Source organism: Pedobacter superstes (assembly GCF_037622515.1).
Classification (GTDB): Bacteria; Bacteroidota; Bacteroidia; order Sphingobacteriales; family Sphingobacteriaceae; genus Paradesertivirga; species Paradesertivirga superstes.
This window is the reverse complement of record NZ_JBBJCN010000003.1, coordinates 183,346-204,954: the sequence shown is the minus strand read 5'-3', so window position 1 is coordinate 204,954 and position 21,609 is coordinate 183,346. Positions and strand designations below refer to the sequence as shown.

The window sequence follows — 21,609 nt, the reverse complement described above, 5'->3', positions numbered from 1 at the left end:
TACGCACATGTTTTATAGCATGATTGTAAGAATTTCATGTCAAAACTCGACGAGATAAAGCGACCCATAGAAAAGGAACTGGATTTATTTGAAGATAAGTTTAAATCTTCAATGAAAAGTTCTGTACCCTTGCTCGACAGAATCACTCATTACATTATTAAGAGAAAGGGGAAGCAAATACGACCAATGTTTGTCTTCTTTTCGGCGAGCCTGGCAGGTGGTATATCAGAAGCTACTCATCGGGGGGCTGCCCTCGTAGAATTATTACATACGGCCACCCTTGTTCATGATGATGTGGTTGATAATTCCTACGAGCGCCGTGGGTTCTTTTCAGTAAATGCTTTATGGAAAAATAAGATCGCGGTACTGGTTGGCGATTTCCTTTTATCAAAAGGATTGTTGCTCTCTATAAATAACGATGATTTTCATTTGCTTAAAATAGTATCTGAAGCTGTTAAACAAATGAGTGAAGGGGAGTTGTTGCAGATAGAAAAAGCACGCAAGCTGGATATTGATGAAGCCGTCTACTACGAAGTTATCCGCCAAAAAACTGCTTCTCTGATTGCCTCATGTTGCGCATGCGGTGCTGCTTCTGCCGGAGCTAACCCTGGAACCATTGAGAAGATGCGTCTGTTTGGAGAGAAGACCGGAATAGCATTTCAGATTAAAGATGATTTGTTTGATTTTGGGACTGACGATGTCGGGAAACCTCTTGGTATAGACATTAAGGAAAAAAAGATCACGCTGCCGCTTATATATGCACTGAGTAAATCCACCCGGACCGAAAAACATAGGATTATTAATCTTGTTAAAAACCATAACGAGGATGCTCAGAAAGTCCAGGAAGTGATACATTTTGTTAGAAACAGCGGGGGACTTGCTTATGCTGAGATGCAGATGCACAGATACCAGGAAGAAGCCTTTAATGTGTTAAACACATTTCCGGAGCACGAAGCAAGAACTGCTTTGGAACAACTTGTTCGGTTTACCACAGAGCGAAAGAAATAATCTATGCCAAACGAAATTTTGTTTTTTGGAGGATTTCTAATCTTCATAATCCTGATGTTGTCGATTGACTTAGGTCTCTTCAATAAAAAAGACCATGTTGTAAGTTTAAAAGAAGCTGCAATTATGAGTTTTATCTGGGTTTCTTTTGCAATAGGATTTTATTTCCTGTTACTTACAGAAGGGAATCAGTTACATGGAATAAAAGATTTTGAGCAACTTTTTGCATTTACTGCAAAACATAAGCACGATATAGAGCTTAATCCGAATGACTTCACCGGCAGCCTGCATCTTTACAATCAAAACCTCGCTATTGAATTTCTAACCGGATATGTTATTGAATACGCATTATCTGTAGATAATATTTTCATAATGGTGCTTATTTTTAGCGCCTTTGGGGTAAATGAAAAATATTATCACCGAGTTCTGTTCTGGGGGATTATTGGAGCCGTTATTATGCGCTTTGTGTTTATTTTCCTTGGGGCAACTCTTATTAACAGGTTTGAATGGATCTTGTACATATTTGGTGCCTTCCTGATATATACGGGCACAATGATGTTCATAAAGCGGAATGATGATGAACAAATTGATCCTGAAAATCACAAGGTGGTAAGGTTTGCATCCCGGTTTTTTGCCATTCATCCCGAGTTTGTGGGCAATAAGTTTTTTCTTCGCGTAAATGGGAAAAGAATGGTTACTCCTTTATTCCTTGTTTTATTAATCGTAGAATTCACGGACCTGATCTTTGCTGTAGACTCTATTCCGGCTATTTTTGCCGTTACCAAAGACCCGTATATCGTATTTTTTTCTAATATATTTGCGATTTTAGGTCTAAGATCAATGTTCTTCCTTTTGGTTAACATCATCCATAAGTTCCATTATCTAAAGGTCGGCCTGGCCTTTTTATTGGTTTTTATAGGAATAAAAATGCTTGGACACCACTGGCTCAAAGAATGGGGATTTACCACTTCGCATTCTTTAATCATAATTATGTTAATTCTGACTACAAGTATTGTAGCTTCTTTACTTTTTCCAAAGAAAAGAATGCATCCTCATTAGAATTAAAAGCACCACTGATTTAAGGAAATGATTATTTCTTATGGCCTAATGCCTGAAATCTTACTTAACCGATTGTTAGGCTAAGTAAGTTGAAGCTTAAGCAGATTTTATCATTTCCAAAATCTCTTCAACATACTTTCTTTCATTTGCTAGTCTTGGCACTTTATGCTGACCACCTAGTTTACCTTTATGTTTTAACCATTTGTAAAATGTACCTTCCGGAGCGACATGTACGGTAGGCCGTTGCAGAGCCATATCATTAAATCGCTTCGCATCATAGTCTGAATTTATTTCTCTGAGGGTATTGTCCAGGATATCTGTAAAGAGTTCAATGTTCGAAGGCTTCTGGTCAAATTCGATGATCCATTCATGCCCCCCTGCATCATTTCCCCGGAAGTAAATCGGACAGGCGGTATAATCGCGAATAGAAGCCTGAGTTTCTTCACAGGCTTTAGCTAAAGCTTTTTCAGCGTTATCTATAATAACTTCTTCACCAAAGGCATTTATGAAATGTTTAGTCCTGCCTGTTATTTGTATCCTGTATGGAGAAAGAGAAGTGAATTTTATTGTATCGCCTATAGTATAACGCCACAAACCGCCATTGGTAGAGATAATCAGAGCATAGTTTTTTCCTGTTTCCACCTCATCCAATCCTAAAGTTTTAGGATTTTCCTCCCCGAAGTGCTCCATAGGTAAAAACTCATAATAAATGCCATAATCAAGCATCAACAGCATTTCTTCAGAATTAGATTGATCCTGTATTCCGAAAAAACCTTCAGACGCGTTGTAGGTTTCAAGGTAATACATGGAATCGGAAGGGATTAATTTCTTGAATTGGTCCCGGTATGGTGTGAAGTTAACTGCACCGTGTACGTAGAGCTCCAGATTGGGCCAGATCTCCAAAAGATTTTGCTTTCCGGTGATTTCCATCAGTCGTTTAGCCAGTACAACGGTCCATGTGGGAACACCCGCCATATTGGTCACATTAACCCCGATCGTGGCCTGAGCGATCTTTTCAATCTTCTCTTCGTAATTTTCTATCAGAGTGATCGAAAGTTCCGGAGTTCTGATATACTCTGCCCACATTGGCAGGTTTTTAAGCAAGACAGCAGACAGATCGCCGAAGGATATTTCTCCGCTTTGAGTAACCTGATGGCTGCCTCCCAGAGTAAGCGATTTTCCTGTAAATATCTGGGCATCCGGACGGTTATTGCAATAAATTGCAAGCATGTCTTTCCCGCCCTTAAAATGGCATTCTTCTAAAGATTCCTGGCTAATTGGAATGAACTTACTTCTATCGTTTGTGGTGCCGGATGATTTGGCGAACCATTTAATTTCTGTATTCCAAAGGATGTTTTGCTCACCTTGAAGCATCCGTTCGATATAGGGTTTTAATGAATCATAATTCTGGATCGGAACCCGATTTTTAAACTGTTCCTGACTCCGGATCGATTCATATCCATATTGTTTACCCCACTCTGTATCCCTGGCCTGGTTAATAAGGTTGCCAAAAAGTTCGTCCTGCACATCGTGTGGATATTTTATGAACAGATCTATCTGGTGCATTCTTTTTTTAATGAACCAGGTAGCAATGGAATTAACTATTGTCATTAGGAGATGATGGTTTAATTAGGTTCTTTCTTCTAAGTTCGAAATGTTGTCCAAGATAAAATTTTCTGGCCATTTGGTTATCTGCAATTTCCTCTGGCGTGCCGGTTAACATAATTTTTCCTTCGGTAAGTATGTAAGCTCTATCGGTTATAGAAAGGGTTTCCTGTACATTATGGTCCGTAATCAGAATTCCGATATTGCGATGCTTCAGTTTAGCCACTATTGTTTGAATTTCTTCCACAGCAATCGGATCAACGCCGGCGAATGGTTCATCAAGCAAAATAAATTTGGGATTTGCGGCAAGTGCTCTCGCTATTTCTGTCCGTCGGCGCTCCCCGCCCGAGAGAAGATCTCCTCTGTTTTTGGCCACTCTGTGAAGGCCAAACTCTGTAAGCAGTTCGTCTAATTGATGCTTTTGCTCTTCTTTGGTATACCTGCCCATTTCCAGCACGGCGCGAATATTATCCTCCACGCTGAGTTTTCTGAAAACCGAAGCTTCCTGTGCCAGATAACCGATACCTTTCTGCGCCCTGCGGTACATCGGGTCTTCTGTTATTTCTTCATCATTTAAGTACACATGGCCTTCGTTAGGGCGGATCAAGCCTACTATCATATAAAATGAAGTGGTTTTTCCTGCACCGTTGGGACCTAAGAGTCCGACTATTTCACCCTGTTCAACATGGAAAGAAACGTTATTTACAACAGTTCGTTGCTTGTATTTTTTTACCAGGTTCTCTGCTTTGAGTATCATTTATCTTAATCTAAGATGCTGCGAATTCCTTTAATGTTTAATTGAACAGAACGTTTTTCTTTCCAAACATTCTCCTCAATCGTATAACAAATATCAAATGGAATTCCTTTTTCAATTAATGGAAGGCATTCGCCCATATTAAACCCTATGCATTCAAAAACGGCAGAATCTTGCTGACAGATATTCATTTTTAAATGATTATTTCCAACCACAGCAACAGGTCCTTTTAAGTTAACGCTTTTAGTTAAAAAAATCGGGGCCAGGTTCAGGGGGCCGAACGGGGCAAATTGGTTTAGAATTCTGAATAATTTCCCGTTAATGTCTTTTAATTGTATGGCCGCATCGATGCTTATTTCCTGAACCAATAATTCATCGGGAATAGTTTGTGAAACCACGTCTTCAAAACGTTTTTGAAGTGCCGGAATGTTTTCTGGTTTTATAGTTAACCCGGCGGCATATTTATGTCCGCCAAATTGTTCGAGCAAATCGCTGCAAGAGCATAATGCTTCGTATAAGTCGAACCCTAAAACAGAACGTGCCGAACCGGCTGCATGTCCGTTAGATTTTGTTAATACAATTGTTGGCCTGTAATATTTTTCCGTAAGCCGGGAGGCAACAATTCCAATTACCCCTTTATGCCAGCTTTCATCATAAACTACAGTGGTTTTACGATGGCGCTGTGTCGGATCAGAATCAAGCATTGCCAGGGCCTGCTCAGTAATGGAGCTGTCAAATTCTTTCCGTTCAGTGTTTTTGATATTTATAACGAGGCTTTGATTTTTCGCCGAAACTTCATCGTCTGCAATAAGCAGGCTGACGGAATGTTTTGCATCATCGATCCGTCCGGCAGCGTTTATGCGCGGGCCGATCATAAACACCACATCCGAAATTGTATACTGTTTTTTGCCCGAAAGCTCTATTAGTGCTGCCAGTCCGTTGCAGGGCGATTCATTAAGCTTTTTTAAGCCGTACCATGCCAGTACGCGATTTTCTCCTGTGATAGGAACAATATCCGATGCAATACTTACGGCAACCAGGTCCAGGTAACAGAAGATCTCTTCAAACGGAATATCGTTTTTCTGCGCGTAAGCCTGAACCAGTTTAAAGCCAATTCCGCAGCCGGAAAGTTCAAGGTAGGGATACTGGCAATCAGATCGTTTTGGGTCAAGAACAGCAACAGCATCCGGCAAAATACTGCCGGGCATATGATGGTCACAAATGATAAAATCGATATTTAAAATATTGGCATAGTCAATTTTATCAACCGATTTAATTCCGCAATCTAATGCGATAATTAAACTATATCCGTGTTCCGCAGCGTAATCGATTCCCTGGAAAGAAATTCCGTACCCTTCTTTATAACGATCGGGAATATAATAATCAAGATGTTTGTGGTATTTTCGGAAGAAGCTGTAGACCAGTGCCACCGATGTGGTTCCGTCAACGTCATAGTCTCCGTAAATTAAAATCTTTTCTGCCTTATTGATAGCTGTTTCGATGCGAAGAATTGCTTTCTCCATATCCTGCATAAGAAATGGATCGTGGAGATGACATAAGTCCGGCCTGAAAAAACAACGTGCATCTTCAAAAGTGGTTATACCTCTTCCTACCAACAGTCTAGCCAATACTTCGTCAATCTGAAGCGATTGCATTAAGTCCTGAATAGCTTTTTGGTTAGTTACTTCCTGCTCTGCCCACCTTTTTTGCATATCTTTGTTAAGGTCTAACGGGTAAATATACTATATAAATGGAAATTTATCCTCGTTCAGTTTATAAGTAATTCATTGTCAATAATCATTTTTTTTCTGTGAAAGTACATGCGCTATATGAAGGCTCGTATTCGGTAGATAGTTCAAAGAAATTTCTACCCTTCGATGCTGCAATTCATCATACCAAAGATCGTCCGGCATCTTTATTTGTCTATGTTCAGCCTTTTTTACTTCAAACATCCGATAGTTTAATCGTATTTGATACCGGTTTGGGCTTTAAAAACGAAAAGGGCGAATTAATTATACATGAGAATATAAGAAAAGCAGGATACGATTATCGTGATGTTAACTATTTGCTGATGTCTCATCTTCATTACGACCACTCGGGTGGGATGATTTATGAAAAAGATGGCAAGATGGAGCTTACCTTTCCAAATGCAGAATATGTTATTCAAAGAGGAGAGTGGGAAGCTGCTTTTAGTTCGCATTCTAAATCCTATCATACTGACATATTTGATGTGGTGCAGAGAAGCGGAAGCATTCACTTTGTTGAGGGAGATGGGAAATTAACCGAAGGAATTAGTTACGAATTAACGGGTGGGCACTGCGAGTTTCACCAGGTTTTTTTAATTGAAGACGGGGAAGAGACTGTGTTTTTCGGAGCTGATATTCTGCCTGAGCCAGAACAACTCCTCCGGAAGTTTAAAGCTAAATACGATTTTGACGGCGCAAGATCTATGGAATTGCGCGAAAAGTATGGAAAGCTTGCTGCAGAAAATGATTGGACCTGTTTGTATTATCATGCGAAAAGCCAGCCTATATCGAAAGTTGCTGAACAGGATGGCAGTTTTAAGATAATTACCTTAGCTAGTTAAGCAAAAAAAATCCGGAGTAAAGCTCCGGATTTAACCAAAATTAACCAAAATCAAATTCTTTATTTCTTTGCTACAAGATTAATCGAAAGCTCAAATTCATCATCTATAGCCTTATCACCTATGTCGCTAAAGAAGTTTTTAGAGCGGTATTTTATATCATATTTTGTACGATCAACTTTTACACCTTTAGCTACTGCAACAACAGTTTTGTTTGCTCTTTTAACTGTTGCAGGAAAAGTTATTTCATTCGAGATTCCTTTTATAATCAAATTGCCTGTAATATTTACCCTGTCTGTTCCGGCAGAAGTTACTTTGGTGATTTGAAACGAAGAAGCAGGATTTTTTGCTACTGAAAAGAAATCATCCCCTTTTAAATGATTTAACAAATTCTGGTTGGAATTTCCTTTTAAATCAGTTATTACAATACTTGTCATATCAATTCCAAAGTTTCCGCTTTTTAGGCTCTTGCCTTCAAATGCCAGGCTTCCTGAGGCTAACTGAATTGTTCCGCTATGGCTTCCGCCGATTTTCCCGGCTACCCATTCTATTGAAGAGGCTTTGGTATCGACCTTGAAAGTTTCCGTGGCAACAGGTTTAAATGCCAGAAAGGCTAAAATTACTGTTGAAATTGATAGAATTTTAAATGTCATAGATTTTATTAGATGTACAAAGCTAATGCATTTGTTAAATGTCTAAACACCTGAATCGCAAGAATATTGTTACAAATGAGCAAAAAATTTTCCTGCTCGCCGGTACTCCGCCCCGAAAGCTTTGGTTTTAGCATCCAGGAATCGGCAGAGTCATGGGTCTTCCTTGTTAACTATTGCCTTTTAATATGGGAGTTGATCCTGATCCCATTTCTCATTTTTAAAGAAGCAGAAATGCCGGCTTCAGACAGGTTTACATCAGGTGTGTTTTCAAAAAAAAATTCAGTCGTACTTGCCCGGGTGAGATGAGATAAAAAATGCGATAACAGGCAAAAAGCTTCACGTAAATTCATGGAATTATCGTCCTTTAATTTTTAAAAAAAATGTTTAAACACTTTGAAAATAAGGATGTTATAGTGAAAATCGCGGGTTTGTAGATGTGCTTTGAAGACCAGTTTTAACCAATGTATATTTTCGACTATTAACTAAGTGATTAAGCATAAAATGTATAATGTTATTTGGTTTTCGATCTTAAAATACCGAAAACTCAAGCCTCATAATAAATTAAACATAAAAAAGTAACAGGATGAAAAAAGGAAACGAGAGAAAGATTATTGAAAATTCAGGAAGTGCCGCCCGCACTCCCTAACCACGGCCAGGTTTTTATTGTCTCATTTTTAGATATAAAACAAATAAATGTATGAAATTCTATCTACAAATCTCTAACGAGTTAGAGAGAGTTTTAAGGATAACATTAAGTCAGCTGGTGCTAGCTATAATATTAACGGGAGTTGCTTTCGGGGGAAATAATGCCAGTACCATCTCTGCGGAAAAATTGCGTATACGTGTTTCAGGAAAGGTTACTGATGCTGCCGGTGAAGGGCTTATCGGTGTTAGTGTGAAGTTGAAAGGGAGTACGGCCGGAGTGGCAACAGACGTTTCAGGGAATTATGTCATTGTGGTTCCTGATGATGCCACCAATCCGGTGCTTGTATTTTCTTATATCGGTTTCGTGACTCAGGAAGTTGCTGTTAACGGCCGGACAACAATTAACGTCCAGTTAACTGACGATACCCAGGCTCTTGAAGAGGTTGTTGTTGTTGGTTATGGTACTCAGAGAAAGAGTGATGTTACGGGTGCCTTAACAAGTGTTTCAGCGGAAACGATTCAGGAACGGCCGGTCACCAATGTGTTGCAGGCAGTACAAGGTAAAGCGGCCGGAGTAAACGTTACGACCAATTTAAAGCCCGGTGAAACGCCGAGTGTAAGCATTCGAGGTAACAGATCGTTAGGAGCGTCGAATGATCCTTTATATGTAGTTGATGGTATTCCGATTGTATCCGCTTTGGGAGTGACTTCCTTTTCTATCAATGATATCAATCCGAATGATATTTCATCAATGGAAATTTTAAAGGATGCTTCAGCTACCGCCATTTATGGGTCACGCGGAGCCAATGGGGTGATCCTTATTACAACAAAAAAGGGATCGAAAGGAAAAGTTGCCATAAACTATAGCAGTACGGTTGCGCTGGACTGGTATAACTCTTTAACCGATTGGATGAATGGCGGAGAATATATAGACCGCTGGCGGGAATCACTAATTAATGGCCGTCAGTATGGAAATATTCCTACTACGATCAATAACGCAGACTTATCGAAACCCGCCGTTGTCTGGTATCCTGATCCTTTTGAAGATGTCAGGAGAATGGGGCTGGGATCTGATCTTGTGGCACGAAATTCTGTATGGATGGGATATGAGTGGGATGATTTTGGGGTAACCGTAAAAACTCGTCCAACAACTGCTCAAGAACAGGCCATGGGATGGCCCGCTCAGGTTCCGGTTTATAACTCAAACAATATCAGGTCCTACGACTGGACTAATGATGTTTCCCGTCAGGGCATAAACCAAAATCATCAAATAGCGCTCAGCGCAGGGTCAGATATTTCCCGTTTATACCTCTCTCTTGGCTACAATAATGTCACCGGTGTTCAAAAAGATCAGGATTTTAACCGGTATAATATAAATCTGAACGGCGATATCACTGCCACTAAATGGTTGACGCTGGGAACTTCTATAATGGGATCTTTCTCGAATCAAAATTACGGGATCTTTGGTCCTAATACCAGCAATACAGGTTCTAAAGATTTATATTCAAGGGCTTTAGATCAATTTCCCTATGCGCTTCCAACAAATGAAAGCGGCGGCTGGATCAGAAATCCCGGAGGGAACCTTAATTTGTGGAACCCAATTATCGATATAGACCAGTCAGTAAACGAGAGACGTTCGGCATCGGCTATGGCCAATGTGTTTTCTGATGTGAAGTTTGCTCCCTGGTTAAGATACCGCCTGAATTTTGGAACACAGTTCCGTACATTCAGAATAGGAGCATGGACTGGCCCGGAAGCCACAAATCACTTGACTAACAGGCCAAATACCGCGGGATATAACAGAGATGAGAACTTTTCGTGGGTAGCAGAAAATCTTCTCTATTTCGATAAAACATTCGGAAGCGATCATGTACTGGGACTCACCCTATTGCAATCTTCTCAAAAGTCCAGAAGAGAGAATGTTGCCGCAAGCGTGACCGGTACAACTATCCCGCTAAGTATGTGGTATGATCTTGCTTCTAATTCAAACGGCGTGCCCAGTAGCTACGGTTCAAGTTTTACAGAAAATACCTTGTCTTCATACATGGTCAGAGCAAATTATTCTTTGATGAATAAGTATTTGCTTACTGCTTCCGGTCGATTTGACGGGGCATCCGTACTTGCCCCTGAGCACAAATGGGACTTTTTTCCTTCATTCGCATTAGCATGGAAAATGCATGAAGAGAAATTCTTAGATGGAGTTGATTGGCTAAATGAGCTGAAACCTCGCCTGGGATATGGCGTAACCGGTAATTCTTCAGTGGATCCCTATACTACTACAGGTCCGTTAAGCAGAAACCCCTATATATTCGGTAATTCTCCTGCAGTTGGCTATTTGCCGCAATTGATACAGAACCGGGACTTAGCATGGGAGAAAACCGGGCAGTGGAATCTAGGGCTCGACTTCAATGTTCTTGACAGGCGCTTATCCGGAGCTGTCGAAGTATATGATTCCAGGACATCTGATATAATTATGCCAAGAACCTTGATTGCAACTACGGGATATGTTACCAAATTTGAAAATATCGGCAAAACAAGAAACAGGGGTTTAGAAATAACACTTTCATCTGATAATATCAAAAAGAGCAATTTTAGCTGGAGTACCGATCTTAATTTCACAACGAATAAGGAGGAAATAGTTGAGCTGATTAATGGTAAGGAAGATATGCTTGCAAATAATTGGTTCATAGGGCAGCCTTTGCAGGCGTTTTATTACTACAACTATAATGGTCTTTGGCAAAACACTCCGGAAGACCTTGCCGAGATGGCCAAATTTAAAACTACCGCCGGCCTTAATTTTTATCCCGGAACAGTTAGAATAATAGATCAGAACGGAGATTATAGAATCGATGGTAATGATATGGTCATCAGAGGTTCTGCCCGGCCGAAGTGGACGGCTGGTGTAACTAACACATTCACCTATAAGAATTTTAGTTTAAGCTCATTTGTTTACGCACGTATCGGACAGACTTATTTTGGTGGCTACCCTAACTCTTATGGTGGTACTTTTCCTAATGGACGTGTAGAGAATGATATGTGGTCATGGACCAATCCGGGCGGGCGCTGGCCAATGCCGGTTATGGGGGCTACAGTGAGCAACTTTTCACAAGCAATGCAATATAACCGCGGTTCTTTTGTAGCGGTCAGGAATATTTCTCTTACCTACGATATTCCGTCAAAGCTGATTGAAAAATATTCCTTAAAAAACGTTCAGCTAAATGTTCAGATGCTAAACCCTTTCCTTTTTGGGGGAGATTTAGTTAAATGGGGAATAAATCCTGATGATGAAACTAATTGGGAAAGGATTTCTGGTAATGGGGGGCCTTTAGGCGGTACGAATAATAATACAATTCAGCCTCAAAGTTTTGTATTTGGGATACGCGCGGGTTTGTAAAACTTATTTAAAAAGATCGTTATGAAAAGATATATTTCAATTTTGACTGTAATGATTGTGATTAGCCTAGGTTCTTGCAAAGATTTCCTGGAAGAGGAGCAGGTTGCAAGTTTAACACAGGAATATTTCGAGGACGAAAGCGGGCTGAATTCACTTATTAACGGCCTGTATGTTTATGCACGGGTGAAGCATGAATGGGACGGAAATGGAACCAAACTAATAGAACCGGAAACAGATGCCTACATGCATACCGCCCTGGGTTTTGCAACAATGAGTCCGGAGCAGTACGGCTCTGATATTACAGGAATCGCGCCGAATGTAAATAATTACATAGGCAGTGCAAACGCAGGTTTTGCTCCAATGGGAGCGTATCCGCATATTAATAATTGTAACATTGCTCTGGACGTTATAGATAATATCCGGCCGGGCAGATTTGGTACTGATGAGAATTTCAGAAAGGCGCGAAGGGCAGAAATTTTGTTTTTAAGATCCTGGGCCTATTATTTAATTTCCAATCAATTGGGAGATGTGCCCTTATTATTAACCCCGACAAGGGCAGATCAGGGTGTTTATTTTTATCCGAAATCGAAACTTGAAGATATATACAGACAGATAATTGCTGACATGCGGTATGCATACGATAATCTGCCCGGAACAACCGATCAGGGCCGTGCTTCAAAATGGGCCGCCGGACATTTCCTTTCTAAACTATACCTTAATCGTGCGCAAGCCGCGGGATTTCAAAATAACGCCGAAGTGCATCTTAAAATGCTATATAAAGGAAACGTAGCTACAGACCTCGATTCAGTAATCAGTATATCTACTGCTGTTATCAACGCAATGGGCGGTGTGGCTGGTCTTGCGCCGGATTACTGGACCCTGTTTGATCCCCGGGTTTCAGAAACAAATCCGCATAAAGAAGTTCTATGGTCGGCACAGTTTGATGTAAACACTACCTTAAACGGGCGTTTTCAAAATCGCTCAATAAATTATCATATCGGCGATTACACATTTCAAACTGGAGTTGCCCGGTCTATGGCGTACGGCCGGCCGTTTGGTACATATAAACCTACCGATTGGGGATACGATAATTTTAGAGATAAAGTAAACGACTCGCGCTATTATAAAACCTTCCAATACGAATATATCAGTAATATGCCTCTTGCTACCAGTTCATCCTATACCTGGAGTGCCGCCGCGGCAGCCTGGTGGAATGCAAATAAGCCAGCCGGAGAGCCGGCAGTGACGGCGGGCAGCAAGAGAATATTAACCGGACAACGGGCTCTTATTTACCTGGAAAATCAAAGAAATGAAGCGCTGGATTCTGCTATGGTGATGAGTATGCCATTTCAATTCATGGTTCGCTGGATAAGATCTGCTACCACCGGTCGATTTTATTACAGGCTCTTTATAGACCAGTCTTCTATGGGGCTCGCAACAGGCAGAACAGCACCATACCTATCCTCTAAGAAATATATAGATCCTTTGAGGGGAGGCAGTTCGGATGAAGCCAATTTTAACAGTGAAAGCGGCACCCGCGATATTATTTTAATGCGTTTGGCCGAAACATACTTAATTCGTGCAGAAGCCTACGGTCGGAAAGCTCAGTACGCACTGGCAGTAAGTGATATTAATGTTTTGCGCCTGAGAGCAGCTTACAAGTCGGGCGAGGCCCGCCCCAGGGTTCTTGTGGAATTTGAGCCCAGGGCGGCAACCTTGGCAGCTGCGGAAAGACAAGCGCCCTATTCTGCAGGTGCTGGAGCTTATCCCGCAATTCAGGTATCGGAAAATCACTTTACACCAGGTACACCCCAGGCCATAGCAGAGGGATATATCCCTACTGTTGCATCGAAGCCGGAGATGTTTATTCATTTTATTTATAATGAAAAAGCTCGGGAGTTTCTGTCAGAAGGTTTAGCATGGGAAGATTTACATAATGCAGGGATTTTATATGACCGCGTCATATACTTAAATCAAATGGCATCGCCTTTGACCGGATTGTGGCCCGTCGCCTTTAATACACAAAGTGGAAATGGCCAGAATGGAAACGGGAAAGGGCAGATGCGAAAGCATTACACCTTCAGAGCATGGCCCAACGCGTATCTTGTGCAGTTAACAGATGCTAATGGTAATCCGCTAGATGCCTCTGCAAGAGCAGCCTACCAGAATCCTGGTTATTAATTATTTACGCCAGCCGCCCGAAATCAGCGGCTGGTGCTTTTTTATTTAGAAAAGAAAGGAATTTCATATTTGCTTTTTTATCAGTCTAATGAATGATTTGTTGAAATATCTTCAATAGAGTTTTCGCGAATTTGCTATTTCAGGAAAATTGCGCGATTAATACCCCTTTCCCCCTGATACTCTATTTCTTAGAGCAGGACACCACAGGTTGCCCGCCCCCGTTCCTCTCCATAAATTAGCCCGATAACCAATTATTTACCCGATATATTAAGCTCTGCGTATGATAATTAATGAATGTAAAATTTTAAATACAATGCAGATCAAAAGATTATTCACCATCGATGGATGTACGCTGAATATTGATCGAATTTTTATTTTTCTGAACGATAAATTATGAATATTACATGTTTAAGAATTTCATTCTGTATTATTTCCCTGCTAACAGAGGAAAGTCGGACACAACTTTCATACAACAGGACACTACAGGTTGCCGACTGAGTTTTTAACATTTAACTTGCATTATTATAAAAATGGTTGGTCCTAAGCCAGCCTATATCTTAACCAATTTTTTAACCTCTTAATAGCATGTTATGGCAGAACCTTTACTTCAAATCTCTTTGTTATTCAGTTCTTGTTTAGTGAAGAAATTTAGATCCCAATAAATCAAATACTTTTTACATATCAATAAAATTTATATGAAGAGAACTATAAATGGCCTATTGTGCTTTTTATCTTTAGCCCTGTTATTTTCTGCCTGCCAGAAAAAAGGATGGGACGATTATTACGGAAGGCCTGCTGATCTGGCTCCCCCTATTTATCAGCAGCTTCAAGCGAAGGGGAATTTTACAAACCTTTTATCGTTAATTGATAGATCTGGTTATAAAGAAATTCTAGGGAAAGCCGGTTCATGGACACTTTTTGCCGCTAACGATGAAGCATTTGCGAAGTATTTCCAGGAAAAAGGACTAGCGGGTATAGATGCTATTGATAATGAAACAGCGCGTAAAATTGCGACTTATTCATTGGTTTATAATCCATACAGAAAAGATCAGTTAAGTTTTTATCAGACTTCTGCTGGGCCGGATTCAAATTCTGCCTATAGAAGAAAAACTGCATATTATGATTTTGTTTACACTGAAAACAATAGAAAGGTTGTAGACAATAGCCGTAATGGAACTCAGTATGTGGCTAATGAAAATAATAACAAGCACATCCCTTATTTTATTGATTCTTATTTTACCTATAACAGTATTCCTTTCAGCGACTATACAGCATTCTATCCTGATAAAACTCTAACCGGTTTTATGGTTGCTGATGCGAAAGTTGTGACAGCGGATATCCCGGCAGAAAACGGAGTAATTCATGAGATAGATAAAGTAATCCTTCCGATCCCAAATATCAGTCAATACATTGCTTTAAAGTCTGAGTATAGCGAATTTAAAAAACTTCTTGATCTTCAGGTGCAGTATCTGCCCAATGCAGATTTTACAAAACGGTATCGGGCACTTACAGGTAGCTTAGACTCTGTTTATTTAAGAACATACAACGGGGCTTTAGCTTTTTCTCCCAGCAATGAGGGTTATCGGGCATTAACCACCACTGATGGTCAGGCATCGGCCTGGTCCATCGCTGTTCCGACCAATGATGTATTAAAGGCATACACAGCCGATCTATTGCAGTATTATGGAACCTTTCAGGCGGCTCCACCTTCAGTATTGCTTGATTTCCTGAATTCACATATGTGGACAACCACTGTTTGGCCTTCTTTGATCGATGATAATTTAAATTCTCAGCAAGAGCCGGCTACCTTTCTTCCCGGGAACGTAATCGATAGAACTGTTTTAAGTAATGGTAACTTTTATGGCATAAATAAAGTTCAGGAAGCGAATGTATTCAGAACTATTTACCGTCATGCCTATTTAAATCCTGAGTATTTGCTAATGACCAGGGCAATTAATCAATCAGATCTGCGATCAGCTATTACATCTCCAAATATTAAATATACCATGTTCCTGATTTCTGATACTGAGATGGGAAATGCAGGTTATAACTTTAACCAAACAACCAATTTATGGGGATATACCAAACCTGGAGTTGGTACAGATTATACTACGGTCGCAATAGGTCGGGTAAACAGATTTACTCAGACTTCTGTGTTAAGTACACCATTTGGGGAGTTTGATAATTTATCAGGTACAGGTATTGCAGAAACTTTTAATGGGGAGTACGTTAAGTTTGTAAACAACAAGGTATATGCAAGTGGAAATGTTGTTGACAATACATTTGTTACCGTTACAGGTACTAAACTATCCTTTAATGGCCGGGCCTACACAACCACAGGGTCTTTAAAATTTGCTGAAGACGATATAACGCCTGGATACAGCCTTGAGAAGCTGGCAACCTCAACAGATTTAACACTCAGGAGCCATTATTCTCATTTTTATAATTATCTGATCACTTCGCCTTTATGGTCTAATGCCGATAAAGTTATTACCGGCGTAGAAAAGGGTTCATTTCATACGATGTTTATTCCGTCAAATGCTGCAATATCTGATGCGGTAAGAGCAGGAAAGCTTCCTGGAAATATTTTAACAGGAGTGCCAAATTTCGCCTACGCTACTTTTACGCCTGCGCAAAAACTTGCGGTTGAAAAATTCATACAGTATTCGGTAATCAGCAAAGCTACTGTAGCGGTCGATGGTAAAAAACCAGGAAGTTATCCAACATTATTAAAGACTGCTGTGGGTGATTCAAGAATTCTTACCGTAAGATACAATGGTAATGTAAATCCTGATCCCGCAACAATGGAATTATTAGATGATACGGCTACTCCGGTTATTGCTAAACCAATTGTTGCCTATAGTAATAATCTAAGTAACAGGGCACTTATACATTCAATCGACAAGGTCTTAAATTTTTAATAAACGGGTATGAAAAATACATATATATATATAAGTTGTTTTTTTATTACGGTAAGTCTTCTTTTCAGTGATACCCTTTTTGCTCAAAGCACAGCGAAGATTACTGTAAGGGGCAAGGTTATCGACTCAAAAGACAAGCTGGGTGTTATTGGCGCATCAGTTGTTGAGCTGGATAAAGATAAAAGGACTATCAGAGGTGTGGTTACAGATATTGATGGAAATTATGCCTTACCGGTATCAAATCCAGCCAACTCAATCCAGGTTTCTTATCTGGGCTACAGAAGTATCGTGCAGGCTATTAACGGAAGAACCACAATAAATTTCCAAATGGTTTCCTCATCCAGTGTTTTGGAGGATGTTGTTATACAGGGGCAGCGTACAATTAGTAACGGTTCAGGTTTAAATGTAGAGGCCCGTAATTCTACTGTTGCTACTTCAACAGTAAATGCAGATGATTTGAAAGAGCTTTCTGCTGCTTCAATTGATCAGGCTTTACAGGGGAGAATGCCAGGTGTGGATTTCGGAGCAACTTCGGGTGACCCGGGTGCAGGGATGTCTATTCGTATACGGGGTACATCCTCTATAAATGGTTCTGCAGAGCCTCTTATTGTTTTGGATGGTATGCCTTACGAAACTCAGATTCCGGATGACTTTAATTTTGGATCTGCCGATGAACAGGGCTATGCTCAATTATTAAATATATCTCCTTCGGATATCAAAGATATTACAGTTTTAAAGGATGCCGCTGCTACTGCAATTTGGGGTTCAAGAGCTCAGAATGGTGTATTGGTGATTAATACCAAACGTGGATTGGTAAGTAAACCAAGCCTGTCTTATAACGTTACCGGAACATTTTCAAAACAACCAGAAAACATACCATTGTTATCCGGCGATCAATACTCGAATTTGATTCCTGAGGCTGTTAACAATATGAACAGACTCCCACTAAATATAAGCGCCAACCAGGAGTTTTTATACGATCCATTAATGCCATTCTCATTTTATAATTATGGCAACAATAGTGATTGGGTTGGTTCTATTACTCGTCAGGGTTTTCAGCACAATCACAACCTTTCGATGTCAGGTGGTGGTGAGAAAGCCCGTTATTATGCTTCGGTAGGATATTTAAATAACAAAGGTACTACTATGGGAACGGATGTTAACCGGATCACAGCAAAAGTTAATCTTGATTATTCGGTGTCCAATCGTATCCGTTTCCAGTCTGACTTTACTTATACCCATATTGATAACACAGCGCTTTATACCAGCGGTGTAAGAAATATAGCCTATGCCAAAATGCCTAATATGGCTATTTATCAGTACGATGAATTTGGTAATGAAACACCTAATTATTTCTCGCCGGCTTTTAACATTCAGGGACAATATGGATCAACATATAATCCTCTTGCTATGGCTCAGGAAGCAAGCAGCAGGCTTTTGGGTGAGAGAATAATTCCGCATTTCAATTTAAGGTATGATATCCTTCCCGAACTGTTAATTTCTACTTTTGATTTACAATTTGACATTAATAATACCAAATCGAAAACCTTTTTACCTCAGGTTGCAACAGGTAGGCCGGCGACAGAAACTGTGGTGAACAGGGCTTCTGATAATGACGGGGATGCATTCGGTGTTGGTACCAAACTGAATTTTATTTTTACTCCAAAATTAGGGGAGAATACGACATTAACATCCTTGTTAAGTTTTCAAACGGACGACAGTCAGGGTTTTGGCCAGAATATTACTACATCTAATACGGCTTCTTCATTCCTGCAGGATCCATCCAACCCTGCTCGTACCCAGAATGGAGACCTGAATTTAAGCGCCTCTCTTTTTAGAACACGAAGCGTTGGCGTAGCTACATCGCATAAGATTTCTTTATTTGATCGCTACCTTATTGATGTTGGGGCCAGGCTTGACGGAAGTTCACGTTTCGGTAATAATAACAAATACGGCGTATTTCCTTTTATCTCCACACGATGGAGAGTTTCTGGTGAACCATTCATGAAAAATACTTCTTCATGGTTAGATGATTTAAGTATCAGAGCTAGTTTTGGTCAAAGTGGTGGTCGCCCCGGCAGAGATTATTCATTCTACAATACGTATAATCCTACCTCGCTTTCCTATATGGGAATGTCCGGCGTTGTTCCAGGAAATATCGGATTGGATAATTTAAAGTGGCAAACCACTAACGGATTGAATTTAGGATTTAACCTATGGACCTTTAAAAGCAGGTTTAAGGTTGACCTTGACTTTTATCATAATAAAATTACAGACCTTTTCTTTGATAATCTTCGGATCCCTAATTATACAGGCTATAACAGCCTTTCTGTGAATGTTGGCACCATGACCAATAAGGGTTTTGAAGTTAGTTTAAATACCATTCCTTATCGTTCAAAAAACCTTGTTCTGGGTTTTGATTTTAACATCGCTCAGAATCTTAACATTATTAATAAGGTATCTGAATACTATCCACGTAATGATGGAAGAGTTATTGGAAACGGGGTTTACAGATCTTACCTGCAACCGGGTAATCCGTTCGGGTCTTTTTATGGCTTTAAATACAAAGGTGTATATACCGATCAGGACGCAACCATCGCTCTTGATGCCAATGGAAATCAGATTATAGGGCCGAATGGTCAGATTATCAACATGCGTTATAATTTCCCTGTGGTCGACTATACTTTCCAGCCGGGTGATGCCATGTATGAGGATATCAATAAAGACGGAAATATTAATGAAGATGATATTGTTTACCTGGGCAATGGAAATGCTAAAGTTACCGGAGGTTTCGGGCCGAGAATTACTTTTAAAGGTAACATCATGCTCCAGGCATTTTTTAGTTATAAACTGGGGTATGAGTTGATTAATACGACATTAATGAATACCACCAATATGTACAATTATAACAATCAAAGTACCATAGTTTTAAAGAGATGGAGGAATCCGGGTGATGTAACTGATGTTCCCCGTGCTCTTTACGCCTCTGGCTATAACTGGCTTGGATCTGACAGGTATGTATCGGATGCTTCTTTTGTAAGGTTAAGATCTTTAACAGGACGATATACTTTAAACAAGGGTCTGGCCAGCAAGCTGAAAGTTAAGAGCGGGTATTTGTTTATTACCGGAGAGAATTTGTTCACCTTAACAAAATATAAAGGAGTAGATCCTGATGTGTCTTCGAGAGGGCCAAATAATCCTTTCAGTTTTGTTGTGGATGATGCGATGACTCCTCCAACAAGAAATCTTGTATTGGGCTTAACAGTAGGTTTTTAATAATTAAAATATCACAGATGATTAAGAATATAAAATATAAAATTCTTTTGGTGATGCTGGTTCTCTCATCCACATCATGTAATAAATGGTTAGAATTAAAACCTCAGGATGGTATTGTAAGAGAAGACTTCTGGACAACGAAAGAACAATTACAATCAGCAGTAATAGGCTGTTATACATCCCTGCTCAATCCAACTCTGGTAACAAATATGTTTATATGGGGAGAGCTGAGGGCCGATATGGTTGTGCTCAATCCTTCCGCAGGTCAGCGGCCTGAGGATGTTAATTATACCACAGCTGAAATTTTGCCGACAAGTGCGCTTGTCAACTGGAGCTCCTTGTATACCACTATTAATTATTGTAACACAGTAATTGAATTCGGTCCTCAGGTTCTTGCTTCCGATCCGACTTTAACCCAGCAGCAGTTAAATGGTTACCTGGCCGAAGCCAGAGCCCTGCGAGGTTTGATGTATTTCTATTTATTAAGAGTATGGGGCGAGGTGCCACTGCAGTTAAAGGCCAGCTCCAGCGATTCTAACATAGAGCAATTAGCTAAAAGTTCTAAGGAGGAGGTTTTTAACCAGATCGTTTCTGATCTTGACTTTGCTGCTGTAAATGCGGTAACCACTTATGGTACCCGGCTTAATGAGCCGATGGACAAAGGACGTATAACCACTTATGCTGTTTATGCTATACAGGCGGATGTTTATTTATGGATGGATAAATATGAAGAATGTGTAGCTGCATGTGATAAAGTAATTAACTCAGGACGCTTTGGTTTGATTGAAGGAGGTAACGCAGGATGGTTTAATACGGTATTTGTGCAGGGTAACTCGGCCGAAAGTATTTTTGAAATTCAGTTCGACAATCAAGCTCTTAATCCATGGTACAATACATTTGCCAATGTGCCGCGTTTTGTAGCCAGCGCATTGGTAACGGATGAGTTGTATGGAACAGATGCCGTTGACCCAATGAATGTTAAAGATGTTAGAGGTGATGGAGCATCCTTCAGAGTAAATGATAAGTTTATCTGGAAACATATTGGTACCAACAATATCAACAATACTGTTACTGCAAATAGTTCTAACAGGCATTGGTTTTTATATCGCTATGCAGACATACTGTTGTTAAAAGCAGAAGCTCTGGCATGGTTATCCAGAGGACAGGAATCTTTGGATCTGATCAATGTGATAAGAGACAGAGCAAATGCATTGCCTGTAACAGAGCAGTCGCCTGATATTGCTTCACCTGAGGAATTATCGGATTATATCCTTGCTGAAAGAGCGCGTGAATTTGCGTTTGAAGGAAAAAGGTGGTTCGATTTACTTCGCCATGCTAAACGCAATGATTATGCACGTTTGGATCTGATCACGAATATGATTGCGACAATAGCTCCATCTGATATTCAGCAGTCAATGATTACAAAATATAGGGATGTAAGGAGCCATTACCTTCCTATAGCCTTTTCTGAATTGCAGGCTGATAAACTTTTGGAACAAAACGCTTTCTATAAATAAAATTAAGTAATCACA

The 21,609-nt window shown here is 40.1% G+C and carries 13 protein-coding genes; 9 read left to right on the top strand and 4 right to left on the bottom strand.

Translation table 11 applies throughout. The features are described from left to right. Positions 1 to 36 precede the first annotated feature (36 nt). On the top strand, positions 37 to 1,008 hold the full coding sequence (locus WG906_RS09700) for a polyprenyl synthetase family protein (RefSeq protein ID WP_339992391.1): 972 nt from the start codon (positions 37 to 39) through the stop codon (positions 1,006 to 1,008). 3 nt (positions 1,009 to 1,011) lie between these two features. Beyond that, the gene (locus tag WG906_RS09695) at positions 1,012 to 2,064 is read left to right on the top strand and encodes a TerC family protein (RefSeq protein WP_339992390.1); all 1,053 of its coding nucleotides are present in this window, start codon (positions 1,012 to 1,014) and stop codon (positions 2,062 to 2,064) included. A gap of 96 nt (positions 2,065 to 2,160) precedes the next feature. Here WG906_RS09695 and WG906_RS09690 read toward each other — a convergent pair whose 3' ends face one another. The 3 genes from WG906_RS09690 to recJ are packed head-to-tail and all read right to left on the bottom strand — an operon-like array spanning position 2,161 to position 6,135. Next, entirely contained in the window at positions 2,161 to 3,675 is a 1,515-nt protein-coding gene (locus WG906_RS09690; RefSeq protein ID WP_339992389.1) for a GH3 auxin-responsive promoter family protein, read from the bottom strand. Continuing rightward, positions 3,662 to 4,426, bottom strand: coding sequence for an LPS export ABC transporter ATP-binding protein (gene lptB, locus WG906_RS09685; protein ID WP_339992388.1), 765 nt, complete (start codon positions 4,424 to 4,426; stop codon positions 3,662 to 3,664). The genes WG906_RS09690 and lptB overlap by 14 nt, the downstream gene beginning before the upstream one ends. Positions 4,427 to 4,431: 5 nt before the next feature. Then, positions 4,432 to 6,135, bottom strand: coding sequence for a single-stranded-DNA-specific exonuclease RecJ (recJ, locus tag WG906_RS09680; RefSeq protein WP_339992387.1), 1,704 nt, complete (start codon positions 6,133 to 6,135; stop codon positions 4,432 to 4,434). A gap of 98 nt (positions 6,136 to 6,233) precedes the next feature. On the opposite strand from recJ, the gene WG906_RS09675 reads away from it, so the two are divergent. Then, positions 6,234 to 7,010 (top strand): MBL fold metallo-hydrolase, encoded by a 777-nt coding sequence (locus tag WG906_RS09675; RefSeq protein WP_339992386.1) that lies wholly within the window; start codon positions 6,234 to 6,236, stop codon positions 7,008 to 7,010. Between the two features lie 59 nt (positions 7,011 to 7,069). On the opposite strand, the gene WG906_RS09670 is transcribed toward WG906_RS09675, so the two are convergent. Then, positions 7,070 to 7,660, bottom strand: coding sequence for a YceI family protein (locus WG906_RS09670; protein ID WP_339992385.1), 591 nt, complete (start codon positions 7,658 to 7,660; stop codon positions 7,070 to 7,072). A 75-nt stretch (positions 7,661 to 7,735) separates the two neighbouring features. On the opposite strand from WG906_RS09670, the gene WG906_RS09665 reads away from it, so the two are divergent. The 6 genes from WG906_RS09665 (at position 7,736) to WG906_RS09640 (ending at position 21,594) form a co-directional block, all read left to right on the top strand. Beyond that, a complete protein-coding gene (locus tag WG906_RS09665; RefSeq protein ID WP_339992384.1) occupies positions 7,736 to 7,966 on the top strand; it encodes a hypothetical protein in 231 nt (76 codons plus the stop codon). Positions 7,967 to 8,357: 391 nt separating this feature from the next. Continuing rightward, positions 8,358 to 11,699: a SusC/RagA family TonB-linked outer membrane protein gene (locus WG906_RS09660; RefSeq protein WP_339992383.1), complete on the top strand. Its 3,342-nt coding sequence runs from the start codon at positions 8,358 to 8,360 to the stop codon at positions 11,697 to 11,699. 21 nt (positions 11,700 to 11,720) lie between these two features. Further along, entirely contained in the window at positions 11,721 to 13,880 is a 2,160-nt protein-coding gene (locus WG906_RS09655; protein WP_339992382.1) for a RagB/SusD family nutrient uptake outer membrane protein, read from the top strand. A 695-nt stretch (positions 13,881 to 14,575) separates the two neighbouring features. After that, on the top strand, positions 14,576 to 16,801 hold the full coding sequence (locus tag WG906_RS09650; RefSeq protein WP_339992381.1) for a fasciclin domain-containing protein: 2,226 nt from the start codon (positions 14,576 to 14,578) through the stop codon (positions 16,799 to 16,801). Positions 16,802 to 16,810: 9 nt separating this feature from the next. Beyond that, a complete protein-coding gene (locus WG906_RS09645; RefSeq protein WP_339992380.1) occupies positions 16,811 to 20,077 on the top strand; it encodes a SusC/RagA family TonB-linked outer membrane protein in 3,267 nt (1,088 codons plus the stop codon). Between the two features lie 17 nt (positions 20,078 to 20,094). After that, positions 20,095 to 21,594 (top strand): RagB/SusD family nutrient uptake outer membrane protein, encoded by a 1,500-nt coding sequence (locus tag WG906_RS09640; protein WP_339992379.1) that lies wholly within the window; start codon positions 20,095 to 20,097, stop codon positions 21,592 to 21,594. The last annotated feature ends 15 nt before the right edge of the window (positions 21,595 to 21,609 follow it).

What these genes read in the sequence shown, in the direction of transcription:
- WG906_RS09700 (WP_339992391.1), top strand. Translation starts at nt 37, where the DNA reads ATGTCAAAACTCGACGAGATAAAGCGACCCATAGAAAAGGAACTGGAT.
- WG906_RS09695 (WP_339992390.1), top strand. Translation starts at nt 1,012, where the DNA reads ATGCCAAACGAAATTTTGTTTTTTGGAGGATTTCTAATCTTCATAATC.
- WG906_RS09690 (WP_339992389.1), bottom strand. Translation starts at nt 3,675, where the DNA reads ATGACAATAGTTAATTCCATTGCTACCTGGTTCATTAAAAAAAGAATG.
- lptB (WP_339992388.1), bottom strand. Translation starts at nt 4,426, where the DNA reads ATGATACTCAAAGCAGAGAACCTGGTAAAAAAATACAAGCAACGAACT.
- recJ (WP_339992387.1), bottom strand. Translation starts at nt 6,135, where the DNA reads ATGCAAAAAAGGTGGGCAGAGCAGGAAGTAACTAACCAAAAAGCTATT.
- WG906_RS09670 (WP_339992385.1), bottom strand. Translation starts at nt 7,660, where the DNA reads ATGACATTTAAAATTCTATCAATTTCAACAGTAATTTTAGCCTTTCTG.
- WG906_RS09665 (WP_339992384.1), top strand. Translation starts at nt 7,736, where the DNA reads ATGAGCAAAAAATTTTCCTGCTCGCCGGTACTCCGCCCCGAAAGCTTT.
- WG906_RS09660 (WP_339992383.1), top strand. Translation starts at nt 8,358, where the DNA reads ATGAAATTCTATCTACAAATCTCTAACGAGTTAGAGAGAGTTTTAAGG.
- WG906_RS09655 (WP_339992382.1), top strand. Translation starts at nt 11,721, where the DNA reads ATGAAAAGATATATTTCAATTTTGACTGTAATGATTGTGATTAGCCTA.
- WG906_RS09650 (WP_339992381.1), top strand. Translation starts at nt 14,576, where the DNA reads ATGAAGAGAACTATAAATGGCCTATTGTGCTTTTTATCTTTAGCCCTG.
- WG906_RS09645 (WP_339992380.1), top strand. Translation starts at nt 16,811, where the DNA reads ATGAAAAATACATATATATATATAAGTTGTTTTTTTATTACGGTAAGT.
- WG906_RS09640 (WP_339992379.1), top strand. Translation starts at nt 20,095, where the DNA reads ATGATTAAGAATATAAAATATAAAATTCTTTTGGTGATGCTGGTTCTC.